This is a genomic window from Orrella dioscoreae (assembly GCF_900089455.2).
GTDB classification, from domain to species: Bacteria; Pseudomonadota; Gammaproteobacteria; order Burkholderiales; family Burkholderiaceae_B; genus Orrella; species Orrella dioscoreae.
In genome coordinates this window covers 4,108,931-4,125,800 of the sequence record NZ_LT907988.1, presented here as the reverse complement: position 1 = coordinate 4,125,800, position 16,870 = coordinate 4,108,931, and the positions used below count along the sequence as shown (strand labels likewise).

Here is a 16,870-nt window from a genome sequence, read left to right as displayed (position 1 = left end):
TGACACCATGTTGAACAACATCAAGGTATTGAGTTTCACGCATTTCCTGCAGGGGCCGTCGGCCGTGCAGATGCTGGCCGACACGGGCGCCGACGTGATCAAGGTCGAGCCCGCGCACGGCGCCTGGGAGCGCCAGTGGGCGGGCTTCGACGCCTTCGTGGAGGGCGTCAGCGTGTTCTTCATGCTGGCCAACCGCAACCAGCGCAGCATTTCACTTGATCTGCAGACACCCAAGGGCCGGGAGATCGCGCAGCGCCTGGCCGCCGAGGCGGACGTGCTGATCGAGAACTACCGGCCTGGCGTCATGGACAAGCTGGGCCTGGGCCATGACGCGCTGTCCCGGCTGAACCCGCGCCTGGTCTATTGCTCCTGCACGGGTTATGGCTCGTCGGGCCCCTACCTGAAGCGTCCGGGACAGGACCTGCTGCTGCAGGCCATGAGCGGGCTGACGACCTTGTCTGGCGATGCCAAGGCAGGGCCGGTGCCGGTGGGCTCCGCCATCGTCGACCAGCATGCGGCCGTGCTGGCGGCTTTCGGCGTGCTGGCGGCCTTGTACGAGCGCGAGTCCACGGGCAAGGGCAAGAAGGTCGAGAGCAATCTGCTGAATGCGGCCATGGACCTGCAGATCGAACCCTTCTGCTATTACATGAACAAGGGGCCATTGTGGGACCGTGCGTCGCCTGCGATGGGCAGCCGCTTCCACGGCGCGCCCTACGGCGTCTACCAGACGGCCGACCACTGGATCGCCCTGTCCATCAGCCCCATCCCGAAGCTGGCGCAGGTGCTGGACCGGCCCGACCTGTTGCAGTACGGCGAGCGCGGCGGCATGACGCACCGCCAGGCCGTCCACGCCGCGGTGGGCGAGGCGTTGCGCACGCGGACCACCGAGCACTGGATGGCGGTGTTCGACGCGGAGGGGGTCTGGTATGCGCCGGTCAATGACTATGAGCAGGTCGAGACTGATCCGCAGGTGCTGCACAACGACGTGATCCTGCCCATCGAATATCCGGGCGCGGGCACCATACGCGTGCTGCAGCATCCGGTGCGCTACGACGGCCAGGCGCCCGCGTTGCGGCGCGTGCCGCCACGGCTGGGCGAGCACACCGAGGAGGTGCTGCGCGAGGCGGGCTACAGCGACGCGCAGATCGGCGCATGGCTGGAAGAAGGCGTGGCGAAATCCTGCGATGCGGGGGTGGCACCGTGAGCGGCGCGCGCATCAAGACCTATGAAGAGATCGCGGTGGGACATGCCCACACCCTGACGCGACAGGTGACGGCGGTGGACGTGGATGTGTTCGAAGCCCTGTCGGGCGACGACAATCCGCTGCATCGCGACGATGACTTCGCGGCGCGGACGGTCTTTGGCCGGCGCGTCGTGCACGGGCTCTTCACCGGCGCCCTGGTGTCCACCGCGCACACGCGGCTGACGGGCCCGGGGTTTGTCTATGTGGGGCAGGAACTGCGTTTCCTGGGCGCGGTGCACATCGGCGATACCTTGTCCGTCACGGTGACGGTGGTCGAGAAAAAGGACGCCAAGCGCATCCTCGTCATGGAGACACAGGTGCTGAAGAACGGCGAGACGCCCGTCATGTCGGGCCGTTCGGCGCTCAAGGAGCTGCCCTGGCGCTGAACCTGCCCGTGGCCGCGCACCGTGCTCCGGCCGGCTCAGCGCCGCGCGCCCACCCGCGCGGCGATCTGGGCCGCCACCTTCACCAGGCTCTGCACGATGGCCTTCTCGCGGCGCTTGTCGATGCGGTCGATGGGAATGGAGGAACTGACCGCGATGGGCCGGCCCATGGAGGTCTCTCCCACATAGACGGCAAAGCAGTTCAGCCCCGCGGCCACCTCTTCCAGGTCGCGGCCCAGTCCGCTCTTGCGCACGTCGGCCAGGTCGCGCAGCAGTTCCGCGGGCTTGGTCAGCGTGCGTTCGGTAATGCTGACGAGGGTGTCGGGCAGCACGCGCCTGACTTCGTCGTCGCTCAGCTGGGCCAGCAGGATCTTGCCGAGCGCACAGGCATGCGCGGGCAGGCGGGTGCCGATGTCGGAGACCAGCCGTACCGGCCGCCGGGCGTCCTCGCGCGCCAGGTAGACGACTTCGTTGCCCTGCAGCGTGGCCAGCTGGATGACCTCGTTGTGCTCGGAGACATAGTCGGCGGCGGCGATGCGGAAGGCGTTCTGCAGGCCATCGTGGCGCACATAGGCCGCGCCCAGGACGTAGAGGCCGACGCCGATGATGTAGCCCCCGCCGCTTTTCTCGATCCAGCGGCGTTGCTCCAGCGAGTCCAGCAGCAGGTACAGCGTACTCTTGGCCAGCCCGCACTGCTGGGCAAGCTCGGTCGTGCGTACCGGTACGTGGCTTGCCGCCAGCAGCTTCAGGATGACGTCGGCGCGGTCGATGGCGGGTACGGCGGATTTTTCGAGCATGGCCGGTCCTTCTGCAAGGGGTGGGAAGGTCAGGCAAGACCTGGATGAGGCGCCTGATATTCCAAAATTAAAGAAACGAGAACAGGATATTGTTCGTTCAGGCAGGAATATATACACTTTTTTCGCGCATCCCAACCCCCGATACCAATGACCCGATACGCAACGAGGAGACAGACAGATGGCGCAGCAGCATGACACGGGCCGCCCCTTGACCACGGCGCAGCAGCAATTGTTCAGCCGCACCCTGGATCGGCTGGCCGAGAAGGTGGCCGCCGACGAACCCACGCTGGGCGTGGAATTTCCCTACGTCACCGCGCCCGACGGCAAGTGGGTGCTGATGCCGGCCTCGCGCTCGGCGGGCTACAGCGGCGAGGCCTGGAGCCACGGCAACTGGTTCTGCGGATTCTGGGTGGGACTGCTGTGGACGGCCTACCTGCACACCGGAGAGGCGCGCTTTCGCACCTGGGCGCGCGAGCGCATGCAGCTGGTGGCCCAGCGCGCCGACGACGGCAACACCCACGACATCGGCTTCATCTTCGAAAGCAGCGCCATTCCAGGTTTCCACATCACCGGCGAGCGCTGGTACGCGGACGTGGCGCTGCAGGCAGCCAGCCGCCTGCGCGCGCGCCTGGTGACCACGCCGCGCGGGGCGTACCTGTCTTCCTGGGGGCCGCTGGACGATCCGCGCGGCCGGCGCAGTTCGGCCATCGACACCATGGCCAACCTGCCATTGCTGTACTGGGCCGCAAGGCATAGCGGTGACGCCAGCTTCCGCCTGGCCGCCGACGCCCATGCCGCGATGACCGAGCAGGGTTTCCTGCGTGCCAACGATTCCACCTATCACGCGGTGGAGTACGACGAGGCGACGGGGGCGCGTACCCGCGGCTTCACGTTCCAGGGTTCCGGCGACGAGTCGGACTGGGCGCGCGGCCAGGCCTGGGCCATCTATGGCTATGTCGAGTCGGCGCGCGAAACCGGCAAGCGCCACTACCTGGAACTGGCCGAGCGCACCGCCACCTATTATCTTGCGAAGCTGGGCGACAGGCTGGTGCCCCCCTGGGATTTCGACGCGCAGGGCGAGGACGCCGCCATCAAGGACACGGCAACCTCGGCCATCGTGGCGTCGGCCTTCCTTGAACTGGGAGATGTCCATCCGGATCCGGCGCGCCGCGAGACCTGGCGAGCGCGAGGCCTGGACACGCTGGCGGGCCTGTGCCGCGAGGAGTTCGCCACCGAAGACACGCACCGCGGCCTGCTGCGCAACAGCTGCTACTCGCGGCCGCACCGGGAAGGCGTGGTCAGCGCCACGCTGTTCGGCGATTACTTCTTCACCGAGGCACTGGCGCGCGCGGCAATGCCGGGCCGGCTGCTGCCGGCGCATGGGCCGGCGGCGCTGCAGCCGTGACAGCAAGGCGCTGCCAGCCATGCAAAAGGCCGCTCCGGGGAGCGGCCTTTGTTCTCACGCAGCCAAGTCGAGGACTCAGGGCGTCGCGCCGATCAGCTCGGCGAACTCCCCGGACAGGCCCATGAAGCCGAAGAGCATGCTCTCCAGGGCTTCCGCGCCCAGCCCGCCTTGCGCGTTCACGTCCATCTCCAGGATGGTCTCGCCTTCGGGCGTCTGGTAGGCACGCGTCCAGCGGTTGTTCGCGTTCCAGTCGTTCAGTGCCAGCAGCGGCACCGGCGGCTCGGTGTCGAAGACGGTCTTGATGAGCATGTCCTGGCAACTGTCGGCGCTTTCGCAGCCGTAGAACTCCACCAGCGTGTCACCCGCCAGCGCGCCGCCGGGACCGGCGGTGACGACGATGAGCGGGTCGCCCACGTCGTCCTGGGTGGTTTCCACGGTGTAGCCATTCTGCTCCAGGATGCCGGCGATGCGCTCGGGGTCCAGGCTGCCCAGCTCGTCTTCGCCGTCGGCCAGTGCCGGTTCGAAGCTCAGCGGCTGGTCGGCCTCGGGGCCCAGCATTTCCAGATAGCCTTCGATGGGGGTCTGCTTGCCATTCAGGTCGATGGTGCCATCGGCGTAGCGCATGCGCGACACCAGGTTGCCGTTCTCGAGCACGCCCATCTGCATCATGGCGGCCATGCCGGCCAGCGTGCCTACCTGCTTCTGCGCCTCACGCTGGGCGCTTGCGGCGTCCAGGCCCTGCGTTTCCAGCACCGCTGCGGTCACGCCGGTGGCCATGGCCTGGGAGATCGACACGGACGCGTCCAGCGACGCCACGGCTTCCAGCAACTGGCGCGGGGTGACTGCGCTCGTGATCGGCTGCTTGGGCGCCTGCATGGCCAGCTTCAGGTCGAAGCGGCTTTCGCCTTGCGGGGTCTTCCACAGCACCGGGTCGATGCTGAACGAAGGCTTGGCGGCCAGGATCTCGTTGGCGCTGACCAGCAGCTTCTGCTGGGCGGCGTCAAGCGCCGCGGCGTCGGCGTCGTCGCCCTTGGCGACCAGCTCGATGAAGGCCTTGTATTCCTCCTGGAGACGCTTGGCGGTCTGGCCGGGCAGGCCGGCCACGCGAACCGCAGTGGTGACGGAACCGAAGTCCTTGTCTTGCACCAGGATCTTGCCCACGCCGTACTCGACCGTGCCGAACACAGCCTCGCCTTCCTCGCCCGCGACCGCCTTCATCGACAGGGATTCCAGCTTGACCGCCGGCGTTTCCGGCGTCTTGATTTCCATCGAGGCGACGGTGACGGAGCTGTCACCCACGCCCAGCTTGTGGCGGCCGGGGGTGGTTTTGGCGGCCATCTTCAGGTCGCTGATGACGGCCGATTGGCCTTCCACGTCGGTGATGGCCACGCGGGCCATCTCGCCCGTTCCGTCGATGGCGATCAGGTCGGCGTCCATCTTGGCGTTCAGCGTGGCGCCGCTGAACTCGACGCGCGCGCCGTTCTTTTCCGTGTCGATCGGGGCCAGCGCCCAGCGCGTGTCCGAGCCGCCGGAGAAGGTCACCCGGGTGCTGCCCGACAGGAAGGGCCTACCCTTCGTCAGCGCGAAGAGCTCGGCGGTGGTCTCGTCGTTTTCCAGTTCGGTGTCGATGTGGGCCAGGCCGGGCGCGAAATTGCCGCGGGCAATGGCGGCAGGCGCCAGCGGACCGTGGGCGATCTTGTTCACGAAGCCAATGCGCACGGGCGGCTCGGCCGGCACGCCTTCCTGCGCCGGCACCTGGCGCACCAGCGCGTAGCGTGCCTCGCTGCTGAACAGTCCGCGCGAATAGGCAACGGTCTCGATCTGTGCGTACAGGGGTTCGAGATCGGGTTGGCGCAGCTGGATGTTGAGTTGCGCAACGGTGTCGGCCAGCTTGGCCTCGATACGCTTGCCCGTGTACCAGGATGCGCCCGTATAGGCAGCGGCCAGTACGACCAGGCCAGTCAGTCCCGCAGTAGTCTTCTTCATGGCTTCCCGAAAAGGTGGCTGCCGGCTTCGTCCTGGACGGGGCGCCGTGTCGGCGCTTCTTTTTTCTCCAGGTCAGGCCTGGCGGCAGGCGAGCGCGATGTCCGGCGCTCAGGTTCTTTCCCGGGACGCAGTATATCGACCGCACGCTGCTTGCGGCGCACAATCAAGGGAAAAGATGCATCAAGACGTGGCAGCGCCGGGCCGAGCCACGCCTGGGGCGGCTCAGGCGGCAGGAAGCAGCGCCAGCGCCTGCCCGATCAGCCAGCGGTCGCTGCCCGCCGGTCCCAGCAACGAGACGCCGAGCGGCGCATCCAGGCGCCGCAGCGCAGGCACCGACACCTGCGGAAAGCCGGACAGGCCTGCCAGGCACAGCATGCGCAGCGCCCGGTTGCGGTAGGCATCCAGCGTTTCCTCGGCTTCGTCGAGACGCGGGGCGACATCCGGCATCGTGGGCAGCACCAGCACGCCGTCCTCGCCCAGCAGGGCAGCCAGGGTGTCGCGAAAGCGTGCGCGCGCCGCACTGTATTGCGTGTATTGCGCGTCGGTGACCTCACGCGAGAACGCGAAGCGCTCCTTCACGCCAGGGCCCAGCTGCAGGCCGTCGCCGTCGATCAGCGCGCCGTCGACCTGCCAGGCCTCGTGGCCCTGCACGTGACGGAACGCGGTGAAGAGCGCGTCGAAGGAAGGCTGGGCCACCGTGGCGCGCGCCAGGCCTTGCGGGCGCGCAGCCAGCGCTTCCAGCAGGGGCGCGTGCACCGCGCGGACCTCGGGTTCCAGCAAGGCGTAGACATCCTCGGCCAGCATCAGCCGGGGCTGGCCGCGTTGCTGCGCGTCCTCGCCCAGCAGGGCGGCGCAAGCCCGCGCGAAGACATCGGCATCGCGGGCCAGCACGCCGCAGGTGTCGAGGCTGGGGGCCAGGTCCAGGCTGCCCGTCAGCGGGATGCGGCCATGGGTGGGGCGGATGCCATACAGGCCGCAGTGGTTGGCCGGCACCCGCACCGAGCCGCCGGTGTCGGTGCCCAGCGCGAAGTCGCACAGCCCGTTGGAGACGGCCGAGGCCGACCCCGAGCTGGAGCCTCCCGGGATGCGATCCGGCGCGGCGCCGTTGCGGGGCGTGCCGAAGTGCGCGTTGCGGCCGTTGATGGAGAAGGCGAGTTCGTCGGTATGCGTCTTGCCGACACAGCGCGCGCCCGCGTCCAGCGCAAGCTGCACCGCCGCGGCATTGACGGCCTTGATGCCAGAGCGCGCCAGGACATGTGGATTGCCGCCGCCGGTGGGATAGCCCGCGACGTCGAAGAGATCCTTCACGCCAAAGTCCAGGCCGGCCAGCGGCCCCTGTGGGGCGTGCGGCACCTGCACGGCGGGATAGGGAAGGAAACTGCGGGCGGGATCGTGATCGAGCAGCATGGGAGCGGGAGCGGGGAAGGGCGCGCCGGACACGCCGGCTCGCGGGGTCAGGCGGCTTGCGGCGGCACGCGGTCGCGCGCGTAGTCCACGAAGTCGTAGGTGTAGCCGTTCTCGGCGGGCTGGGCCGCGCGCGAGACTTCGCGCCAGCCTTCGGCGGGCAGGGGCGGGAAGAAGGCGTCGCCCTGGACCTCGGCATGGACCTCGGTGGCGACGATGCGGTCGGCGCGGTCCAGCGCCTGCGCGTAGATCTGCGCGCCGCCGATGACGAAGACTTCCGGCACGTCACCCGCCAGCGCGAGCGCGGCGTCGATGCTGCCAGCCACGTCGGCGCCCGCCGCGGCATAGGCCGCGTCACGGCTGATGACGATGTTGCGCCGGCCCGGCAAGGGGCGGCCCAGCGACTCCCAGGTCTTGCGGCCCATGACGATGGGCGCGCCCAGCGTGGTGCGCTTGAAATGGGCCAGGTCGCCCGGCAGGCGCCAGGGCAGGGCATTGTCGCGGCCGATGGCACGGTTGCGCGCATAGGCGACGACCAGGGTCAGCAGTGGCGTCCGGGCTGTGCTCATACGGCCACCGCGCCCTTGATGTGGGGATGGCACTGATAGCCTTCGATCACGAAGTCTTCGTAGCGGTAGTCGAAGATCGACGCCGGCTTGCGCTGGATCCTCAGCGTCGGATACGGATAGGGATCGCGCGACAGCTGCAGCGCGACCTGCTCGGCATGGTTGCTGTAGATATGGCAGTCGCCGCCGGTCCAGATGAAGTCGCCCACCTCCAGGTCGCATTGCTGCGCCACCATGTGGGTCAGCAGCGCATAGCTGGCGATGTTGAAGGGCACGCCCAGGAAGATGTCGGCGCTGCGCTGGTAGAGCTGGCACGACAGCTTGCCGTCGGCGACGTAGAACTGGAAGAAGGCGTGGCAGGGCGGCAGCGCCATCTGCGGGATCTCGCCGACATTCCAGGCCGACACGATCAGGCGGCGGGAGTCGGGGTTGCTGCGGATCTGCGCGATGACCTGTGCGATCTGGTCCACGTGCTGGCCGCTGGGCGTGGGCCAGGCGCGCCATTGCACGCCATATACCGGTCCCAGTTCGCCGTCGGGGGCTGCCCACTCGTCCCAGATCGTGACGCCTTGCTCCTGCAGCCAGCGCACATTGCTGTCGCCGCGCAGGAACCAGAGCAGCTCGATGAAGATGCTCTTGGTGTGCAGTTTCTTGGTGGTGACGAGCGGAAAGCCGCGCGACAGGTCGAAGCGCATCTGGTAGCCGAACACCGAGCGGGTGCCGGTGCCGGTGCGGTCCGTCTTGACGGTGCCATGCTCGTTGACATGGCGCATGAAGTCTTCGTATTGCTGCATGGCCTGTTGCTTGGGTGGCGCGGCAGGGCCGCACGGTGGAGGGCGGTGGAATCAGGCGGCGGATGCGGCCGCGGCGGTGTCGACGATCTCGACGGACCAGCTCATCTCGGCGGTCTTGCCGAGCATGGCCGAGGCCGAGCAATACTTGTCGTGCGACAGCGCCACGGCGCGTTCGACCGCGGCCTGGGGCAGGTTCGCGCCCGTCACGGTGAAGGTGAAGTGGATGCGGGTGAAGACCTTGGGGTCGGTGTCGGCGCGGTCGGCCTTGAGGGCGACGCTGCAGCCGGTGACGGCGTGGCGGCCACGCTTCAGGATCAGCACGACGTCGTAGGCGGCACAGCCGCCCGTGCCCGCCAGCAGCATCTCCATGGGGCGCGGGGCGAGATTGTTGCCACCGCCCTCCGGGGCGCCGTCCATCGCCGCGACGTGGCCGCTGCCGGTGCGCGCCACGAAAAGCATGCCAGAGGGGCCGCCCCAGTCGACTGTGCATTCCATGCCAGTATCCATCCAGAATTGTCGAATTTGTTGAGAAGCATCATACCCCGCCGTCCCTCGGCCGGCGGGCATGGCCACGGCCACGCCGGGGGCTCTTCTACAATGGCGCCACGGCTTCGCCACGGAGCCCGCTTTCCCTTTTCCCTCGCAGGAGTCGTCCGCATGACCACCCCGTCCGCCTTCTACCGCCGTTCGACCTGGATCGATCCGCTCATTGCCGAGGCGAATCGGGCGCTCGAGGTGCTGTCCGGCGTGGCCACCGCGTCACGCGCGAATCCTGCGGGACGCCACCAGCGCGAGGAGGATGCCGCCCTGGGCCCCGCCGAACGCCGCCACGCGGCAGGCCTGATGCGCGTCAATCACGTGGGGGAAGTCTGCGCGCAGGCCCTTTACCGGGGGCAGGCGGCGGTGTGCCGCGACGAAGGCACCCGTACGCTGCTGCGGGAGGCCGCGCAGGAGGAGGTCGATCACCTGGTCTGGTGCGCGGATCGCCTGGGCGAGCTGGAGAGCCGGCCGAGCGTATTCAATCCGGTCTGGTACGCCGGCTCCTTCGGGTTGGGACTGATCGCCGGCTGGGCAGGCGTGCCGCGCAACCTGGGATTCATGGCCGAGACCGAGAGGCAGGTGGAAGAGCATCTGGATGGCCATCTGAAAACCCTGCCGCAGGGCGACACCCGTTCGCGCAAGATCGTCGCCCGGATGAAGGAAGACGAAATCCACCATCGCCAGACGGCCGAAAAGGGGGGGGCGGTGCCCTTGCCTGCCCCGGTGCGGGGGGCCATGCGCCTGATGTCCAAGGTGATGACGGGCACGGCCTACCGTCTGTAACCATGTGTTCGGGATTGGTGCGTCGCAGCAATCTCTTTTTGGGCGCGCGGCTTCGGTAACCGGGTTAACCCTGGCGCAGGGATGCTTGCCTCATGAGCATGATCGATATGCTCATAGGGAATAAGCTTCCGGCTTGCAAAAATGCGACATCTTTTCGCCCTGTCTGCGGGGCCAAAAAATTTTCTTGCATTGCACAAAAAACTCTTCTACTATTCATTCACGGATGTCGAAACGCGGTTGGCGAGGTTGAACCCCAAGCGGTAAAAACCCCGACCTGCAAGTGGCCCGGCCCTGAAGTCCAGGCGCCCGCCCCGACATGCCCCGGTTGTCTCCTCCACCCTCCTCCTTTGGTGGATTTGGCCCGAGATCCTTGGATCTCGGGCCCTTTTTTTTCCTGCCTCTGGTTCTGCCCCGGGGGACGGCCGTTACCCCCGCTTTCCCACCCCTCCGTGATTTCATCCGGGCTGAACGCCGCGGCGCCCGGCGCAGTCGTAGAATATTCATATTCGCCTACCGGCCCGGAAACCCGCGCCAGCCATAAGCGTGGTTACGTTCTGTGGGTGCGTTTTGCATTTGCACATTGCTCACATACAGCGGCGTTACACCTGCCGCCGATAATGCTGCCTGGGTTGGCGGCGCCTGTCTGGGCGCTGCCGGCTTCAGTGAGCAGTTCCAATCAAAGGGTATTTCGTGACCTGGTTTTATATCTGCGTGGTCGCCTTCATGGTGGGCGGGCTCATCGTCGCTTCCGAGCGATGGCACGGCCGTTACACGGGCGACTCCGATCTCAACAAGCCGCAGGCGTCGCATGCACGCGCCACGCCGCGCGTGGGCGGCCTGGCCGTCCTGGCCGGCACGCTGGCGGGCCTGCTGGTGCTCGGGCCCAGCAACATGACGCTGACCTGGCTCTGGCCTGCATTGTTCGTCGCCTCATTGCCTGTCTTCGTGGCGGGTCTGCTCGAGGACATCACCAAGGACATCGGCGCCGGCAAGCGCCTGCTTGCGGCCTTCCTGTCCGCGGCCATCGCATGGTGGCTGCTGGGTGGCGTGGCGCGCGTGGGCTTTGCCTGGGCCGACTGGATCCTGGCCTATTGGCCGGTGTCGCTGCTCTTTACCGTCGTGGCGGTTGGCGGCTGCACGCACGCGCTGAACATCGTCGATGGCATGAACGGCCTGGCGGGCATGGTCGCCACGCTGATGGCCGTGTCCATCAGCCTCGTCGCGCTCCAGGTGGGCGACATGCCCATCTTCCTGATCTCGCTGGCGCTGGCGTCTGCCACGCTGGGCTTCCTGGTCTGGAATTTCCCCTTCGGCCGGGTCTTCCTGGGCGATGGCGGCGCGTATTTCCTGGGCTTCATGCTGGCCGAGCTGGCGGTGCTGCTGGTGGTGCGCAACCCCTCGGTGTCGCCTTTCTATGCGCTGGCGGTGCTGTTCTATCCGGTCTTCGAAACGTTGTTCTCCATCTGGCGCCGCCGATTCAAGCGGGGCGTGCCGGTGGATCAGCCCGATGCGCTGCACCTGCACCAACTGGTCTTCCGCCGCCTGGTGCGCGTCACCTTCAGCCGCCGCAGCCGTCATGCCGTGCCCGCGCTCTGCAATGCCATGGCCTCACCCTATCTCTGGGTGCTGACGCTCATCGGCCTGGTGCCCGCCACGATCTTCTGGGACAACGCCTGGGCGTTGTGCGCCAGCCTGGTCGTGTTCGCGTCGGCATACATCTGGCTCTATTCACGCCTCGTGTCGTGGCGCCGGCCCGGCTGGCTGCTGCTGCCGTCGGTGCTGCGCTCGGACTGAACCCCCCATCATGAAACCTGGACACTCGCCGGCGGCTGCCTGGCGGCCGGCGAAGGTCCGCCGATTTACCATCACCACCCCCCTATAGGGTTCTTACAATGCCGCACACATCACGGCAAGGGAGAGTCATTTTGCGTATTCAGGACATCAAGCTAGCGATCGTCGGCCTCGGTTATGTCGGCCTGCCGCTGGCAGTTGAGTTCGGCAAGAAGCGTCCGGTGCTGGGCTTCGACATCAACGAACGCCGCATCAAGGAATTGCAGGGTGGCCACGATCACACGCTGGAAGTGGATGGCGCCGAATTGGCTGAAGCCAAGCAATTGAACTTCACCGCCGACCGCGAGAAGCTGGGCGAGGCCAATGTCTTCATCGTGACCGTTCCCACCCCGATCGACGAATACAAGCAGCCCGACCTGACCCCTCTGGTGAAGGCCAGCGAAACCATCGGCGCAGTGCTCAAGCGCGGTGACATCGTCATCTATGAGTCCACCGTCTATCCCGGCGCGACCGAGGAAGACTGCGTCCCGGTCCTCGAGCGCGTGTCGGGCCTGAAGTTCAATGAAGACTTCTTCGCCGGCTACAGCCCGGAGCGCATCAACCCGGGCGACAAGGAACACCGCGTCAGCACCATCAAGAAGGTGACGTCCGGCTCCACGCCCGAAGTGGCCGACCTGGTCGACGCGCTCTATCGCGAAATCATCGTTGCCGGCACGCACAAGGCCTCGTGCATCCGCGTGGCCGAAGCCGCCAAGGTGATCGAGAACACGCAGCGCGACGTCAACATCGCGCTCATCAACGAACTGGCGCTCATCTTCAACAAGATGGGCATCGACACCGAAGACGTCCTGAAGGCGGCCGGCACGAAGTGGAACTTCCTGCCTTTCCGTCCGGGCCTGGTCGGCGGCCACTGCATCGGTGTGGACCCGTACTACCTGACCCACAAGGCGCAATCCATCGGCTATCACCCCGAGATCATCCTGGCGGGCCGCCGCCTGAACGATTCCATGGGCGCCTACGTGGTGTCGCAACTGGTCAAGACCATGACCAAGCGCCGCATCCACGTGCAGGGTTCGCGCGTGCTGGTGATGGGCCTGACCTTCAAAGAAAACTGCCCCGACCTGCGCAACACGCGTGTCGTGGACATCGTCAACGAGCTGGGTGAGTACAACGTCAACGTCGACGTCTACGATCCGTGGGTCGAGGCCGAAGAGGCCCATGCCGAGTACGGCATCACCCCCATCACCGAGCCCAAGCAGGGCTACTACGATGGCATCATCCTGGCCGTCTCGCACCGCGAATTCGTGGAAATGGGCGCGGACGCCATCCGGAAGCTGGGCAAGGACCAGCACGTGTTGTACGACCTGAAGTACGTGCTGCCCTCGCACGACGCGGACCTGCGCCTGTAAGCGCGCACGCTCCTTGCCGCGCTGGCGGCCGGCTGCCCCCAGGAAGGGGCAGCCTTTCGCCTTGGCGCGGCCCGGCAACAGAAAGGGAATCCATGACTCGTTATCAAGACCTCAACAAGACGCTGCTGCAATCGCCCCGCACCTGGCTGGTGACGGGGTGCGCCGGTTTCATTGGCTCCAACCTGCTCGAGACGCTGCTGGGCCTGGATCAGCGCGTGGTGGGCCTGGACAATTTCGCCACCGGACACCAGCACAACCTGGATGAAGTCCAGCGCACCGTGACGCCCGAGCAGTGGGCGCGATTCCGCTTCATCGAAGGCGATATCCGCAACCTGGCCGACTGCCAGGCTGCCTGCGAGGGCGTGGACCACGTGCTGCACCAGGCCGCGCTGGGTTCGGTGCCGCGTTCGCTGAACGACCCCATCACGACCAACGAAGTCAACATCTCCGGCTTCCTGAACATGCTGGTCGCCGCGCGTGACGCCAAGGCGAAGTCCTTCGTCTACGCCGCGTCCAGCTCCACCTATGGCGACCATCCCGGCCTGCCGAAGGTCGAGGACCGCATCGGCAAGCCCTTGTCGCCGTACGCCGTCACCAAGTACGTCAACGAACTGTATGCGGACGTGTTCGCGCGCTCGTATGGCTTTGCCAGCGTGGGCCTGCGCTATTTCAACGTCTTCGGCAAGCGCCAGGACCCGGAAGGCGCCTACGCCGCCGTCATCCCCAAGTGGGTCGCCGCGATGATCCGCGGTGAAGACGTCGGCATCAATGGCGACGGCGAGACGAGCCGCGATTTCTGCTTCGTGGGGAATGCCGTGCAGGCCAACCTGCTGGCCTCGCTGGCGCAAGGCGAGAGCGTGAACCAGGTCTACAACGTCGCCGTCAGCGGCCGCACGACGCTCAATGATCTGTACAAGCATCTGGTCAACATTCTGGGCGCGAACGGCGTGACCTACGCGAAGGACGCCCAGTACCGCGACTTCCGCGCCGGCGACGTGCGTCATTCGCAGGCTGACATCGGCAAGGCGGAGCGCCTGTTGGGCTATGCGCCGTCGCACACCATCCTGCAGGGACTGGAAGAAGCCATGCCCTGGTACATCAGGTTCCTGCGCTGACCGTGCGGACCATTGACCAGGGCTTACGCCGCCAGGGCGCGCTGCCCGTGCCGTCACGCGCGGCCGGCGGCCGCCGCCTTGCGGAGTAGTCATGAAAGCCCTGCGCGAGCGCTACGCTCGCCTGCATCCTGACCACCGCCGCATCGCCTCGGGCGCCGCCCGGGTCGCCATTTTCCTGCTGCTGGGCAAGGCCGCCGGCGCGTTCAAGGAAATGGCGGTCGCCTATCGCTACGGCGTCAGCGACGCGGTCGACGCCTACCAGTTCACCCTGACGATGGCCACCTGGCTGCCGGTGACGGCGGTCGGGGTGCTGTCGGTCGTCCTGATCCCCGTGCTGGTGCGCGTGAACCGTGGCGACGCCGAGGGGCGCGCCCGCTTCCTGGGCGAGCTGCAGATGGTCTCGCTGCTGCTGGCGGGCGCCCTGGGCGTGCTGACCTGGCTGGCGTGGCCGCTGGTGCTGCAGATCGTGGGCGCAGGCCTGTCGGATACGGTGCGCGAGATGTCGCGGCAACTGCTGTGGGCCTTCGCGCCGGTGGCCGCGTTCACTCTGCTGGCAGGCATCAGCGCGGCGCGCCTGCGCGCCCGTGAGCGCCACGTCAATACCTTGCTCGACAGCGTGCCGGCCGTGGCGGTGCTGGGCTGGGTCATGCTGGCCTATTCGGCCGAGGGGGTCGGGCCGCTGCTGTGGGGCACCCTGGTGGGCTTCGCGGTCCAGGCGGCCTGGCTCGCCTGGCTGGCCGCGCGCGCCGACGGCGGCGTGTGGGGCCTGCCGCGCCCGGGCCTGCGCTCCGAGCACTGGCCCGAGCTGGTCAAGGCCGCCGGCGTCATGCTGATCGGCCAGGTGGCCATGAGCTTCGTGGGACCCATCGACCAGTACACCGCCGCCAACCTGGGGCAGAACGCCAACGCCACGCTGGGCTACGCCGCCCGCCTGCTGTCGCTGATCCTTGGGATCGGCGCGGTGTCGGTGGGACGCGCGGCCCTGCCCGTGCTGGCGGACGTGCAAAGCCGGGGCGATGGCGAGCTGGCGCGCAGCATGGCCTTGAAATGGTCGATGCTGATGATCCTGGCGGGCGCCGTGGCCGTGGCGCTGGGGTGGGTGCTGGCGCCGTGGGGCGTGGCCTTCCTGTTCGAGCGCGGCGCCTTCACTGCCGAAGACACGCAGGCCGTGGCCCATGTGTTGCGCTGGGGACTGCTGCAACTGCCTTTCTATTTCGGCGTGCTGGTCCTGGTGCAACTGCTGGCCAGCCAGAACCGCTATCGCATCATGGCTGCCATCGCCGTGGCGAACTTCGGCGTCAAGGCGCTGCTCAATCCGGTGCTCGCGCCCATGATGGGGACGGCCGGCATCATGCTGGCCACCAGCATCATGTACCTGCTGTCCTACGTCTGCTACGTGATGGCCGCCCTGCGGCGCCCGCCCGCCAAGCCTGCCGCCGCGTCCGCCACCGACGCGGACGGCGCTTCTGGAGAACGCGCATGACCGGATCCGTGACGACCCAGGCCGGCGCCTTGCCGCGCGGCATCCTCATCTTCATCCACTCTCTGCATGGCGGGGGCGCCGAGCGCGTCGCGGTCGACCTGGCCGCGCAGTGGGCCGAAGCCGGCGTGGCCGTGACCCTCGTCACGCAGGCCGACGTCGCCAGCGACGTGTATGCCCTGCATCCGGCGGTGGCACGCGTGTCGCTGGGCACCGCCGGGGAAAGCGGCGGCGGCCTGCGGGGCCTGCTGGCCAACGTGCGCCGCGTGCGCGCCTTGCGCGCGCAGATCGTCAGGGTCCAGCCCGACATCGTGCTGGGCATGATGACCACGGCGTCCGTGCTGGCGGTCCTGGCCGCGCGCGGCCTGCCCGCCAAGGTCATCGCCACCGAGCATACCCATCCGCCTTCGCAGTCGCTGTCGGGCCTGTGGCTGCGCCTGCGCCGCTGGACCTACCCGCGCGCCGCCCAGGTCGTTGCCCTGACGCGCGACACGGCCACGTGGATCGAGACGCACGTGCCGGGCTCGCGGCTGGCGGTCATCCCGAATCCGGTGCAGTGGCCCTTGCGGCGGCAATCGCCGGAACTGGCGCCACCTGGCGCGCAGGCCGGGCATATCCTGCTGGGGGTGGGGCGCCTGCATCCCGACAAGGGCTTCGACGTATTGCTCAAGGCATTTGCCCAATTGGCGCCGGAGCATCCAGAATGGCGGCTGGTGCTGCTGGGCGAGGGGACCGAGCGCGCGCGCCTGACGGCCCAGGCCGAGGCGCTGGGCCTGGGCGGGCGCGTCGACCTGCCTGGCCGCGCGGGCAACGTCGGCGACTGGTATGCCCGGGCCGATCTCTATGTGCTCAGTTCGCGCGTGGAGGGGCTTTCCAATACGCTGCTCGAGGCGATGGCCAGCGGCCTGGCCCCGGTGGCCTTCGATTGCGAGACCGGTCCGCGCGAGATCGTGCGCGATGGCGAGGACGGCTTGCTGGTGCGTCCGGTGGAGGATCCCCAGGCGCTGGCGGCTGCGCTGGGAGGCCTGATGCGTGATCCGGCGCGGCGTGAAGCCCTGGCCACGCGGGCGGTCGCGGTGCGCGAGCGTTTCTCCACGGCCAGCGTGCTGGCAAGATGGAAGGCAGTTTTTGATGACGCCCTGGCGGGACGCTGAGGGGAGCAGCCTGCTCCCGG

15 protein-coding genes are annotated in these 16,870 nt (G+C 67.6%); 9 read left to right on the top strand and 6 right to left on the bottom strand.

The genetic code is table 11. The features are described 5' to 3' along the window. Positions 1 to 7 precede the first annotated feature (7 nt). Positions 8 to 1,204, top strand: coding sequence for a CaiB/BaiF CoA transferase family protein (locus tag ODI_RS18990; protein ID WP_067754754.1), 1,197 nt, complete (start codon positions 8 to 10; stop codon positions 1,202 to 1,204). Beyond that, positions 1,201 to 1,629: a MaoC family dehydratase gene (locus ODI_RS18985; protein WP_067754552.1), complete on the top strand. Its 429-nt coding sequence runs from the start codon at positions 1,201 to 1,203 to the stop codon at positions 1,627 to 1,629. The genes ODI_RS18990 and ODI_RS18985 overlap by 4 nt, the downstream gene beginning before the upstream one ends. Positions 1,630 to 1,664: 35 nt before the next feature. On the opposite strand, the gene ODI_RS18980 is transcribed toward ODI_RS18985, so the two are convergent. After that, the gene (locus tag ODI_RS18980) at positions 1,665 to 2,423 is read right to left on the bottom strand and encodes an IclR family transcriptional regulator (RefSeq protein ID WP_067754555.1); all 759 of its coding nucleotides are present in this window, start codon (positions 2,421 to 2,423) and stop codon (positions 1,665 to 1,667) included. 178 nt (positions 2,424 to 2,601) lie between these two features. On the opposite strand from ODI_RS18980, the gene ODI_RS18975 reads away from it, so the two are divergent. Further along, entirely contained in the window at positions 2,602 to 3,828 is a 1,227-nt protein-coding gene (locus ODI_RS18975) for a glycoside hydrolase family protein (RefSeq protein WP_067754558.1), read from the top strand. Positions 3,829 to 3,903: 75 nt separating this feature from the next. Here the strand turns inward: ODI_RS18975 and ODI_RS18970 are convergent, their stop codons facing one another. The 5 genes from ODI_RS18970 to ODI_RS18950 form a co-directional block, all read right to left on the bottom strand. After that, positions 3,904 to 5,814: a DUF945 family protein gene (locus ODI_RS18970; protein ID WP_067754561.1), complete on the bottom strand. Its 1,911-nt coding sequence runs from the start codon at positions 5,812 to 5,814 to the stop codon at positions 3,904 to 3,906. Between the two features lie 222 nt (positions 5,815 to 6,036). Beyond that, on the bottom strand, positions 6,037 to 7,221 hold the full coding sequence (locus ODI_RS18965; RefSeq protein ID WP_067754564.1) for an amidase: 1,185 nt from the start codon (positions 7,219 to 7,221) through the stop codon (positions 6,037 to 6,039). A gap of 47 nt (positions 7,222 to 7,268) precedes the next feature. Beyond that, on the bottom strand, positions 7,269 to 7,787 hold the full coding sequence (locus ODI_RS18960; RefSeq protein ID WP_067754567.1) for a dihydrofolate reductase: 519 nt from the start codon (positions 7,785 to 7,787) through the stop codon (positions 7,269 to 7,271). Continuing rightward, positions 7,784 to 8,578: a thymidylate synthase gene (locus ODI_RS18955; protein WP_067754570.1), complete on the bottom strand. Its 795-nt coding sequence runs from the start codon at positions 8,576 to 8,578 to the stop codon at positions 7,784 to 7,786. The genes ODI_RS18960 and ODI_RS18955 overlap by 4 nt, the downstream gene beginning before the upstream one ends. A gap of 51 nt (positions 8,579 to 8,629) precedes the next feature. After that, positions 8,630 to 9,073 carry an OsmC family protein gene (locus ODI_RS18950; RefSeq protein WP_067754573.1) on the bottom strand — a complete coding sequence of 148 codons (444 nt, stop codon included), beginning with the start codon at positions 9,071 to 9,073 and terminating at the stop codon, positions 8,630 to 8,632. A gap of 162 nt (positions 9,074 to 9,235) precedes the next feature. Between ODI_RS18950 and coq7 the strand changes: the two genes are divergently transcribed. From coq7 to ODI_RS18920, 6 genes are all read left to right on the top strand, one after another. Continuing rightward, positions 9,236 to 9,901, top strand: a complete 666-nt coding sequence (coq7, locus tag ODI_RS18945) for a 2-polyprenyl-3-methyl-6-methoxy-1,4-benzoquinone monooxygenase (protein WP_067754576.1) — start codon at positions 9,236 to 9,238, stop codon at positions 9,899 to 9,901. A 690-nt stretch (positions 9,902 to 10,591) separates the two neighbouring features. Next, positions 10,592 to 11,695 (top strand): MraY family glycosyltransferase, encoded by a 1,104-nt coding sequence (locus ODI_RS18940; RefSeq protein ID WP_067754579.1) that lies wholly within the window; start codon positions 10,592 to 10,594, stop codon positions 11,693 to 11,695. Between the two features lie 131 nt (positions 11,696 to 11,826). Then, positions 11,827 to 13,101: a Vi polysaccharide biosynthesis UDP-N-acetylglucosamine C-6 dehydrogenase TviB gene (gene tviB, locus ODI_RS18935; RefSeq protein ID WP_067754582.1), complete on the top strand. Its 1,275-nt coding sequence runs from the start codon at positions 11,827 to 11,829 to the stop codon at positions 13,099 to 13,101. 92 nt (positions 13,102 to 13,193) lie between these two features. After that, the gene (locus ODI_RS18930) at positions 13,194 to 14,216 is read left to right on the top strand and encodes an SDR family oxidoreductase (RefSeq protein WP_067754585.1); all 1,023 of its coding nucleotides are present in this window, start codon (positions 13,194 to 13,196) and stop codon (positions 14,214 to 14,216) included. A 91-nt stretch (positions 14,217 to 14,307) separates the two neighbouring features. Then, positions 14,308 to 15,699 (top strand): murein biosynthesis integral membrane protein MurJ, encoded by a 1,392-nt coding sequence (gene murJ / locus ODI_RS18925; RefSeq protein WP_067754588.1) that lies wholly within the window; start codon positions 14,308 to 14,310, stop codon positions 15,697 to 15,699. Then, complete coding sequence (locus ODI_RS18920; protein ID WP_067754591.1) at positions 15,696 to 16,850, top strand: glycosyltransferase family 4 protein; 1,155 nt, start codon at positions 15,696 to 15,698, stop codon at positions 16,848 to 16,850. The genes murJ and ODI_RS18920 overlap by 4 nt, the downstream gene beginning before the upstream one ends. The last annotated feature ends 20 nt before the right edge of the window (positions 16,851 to 16,870 follow it).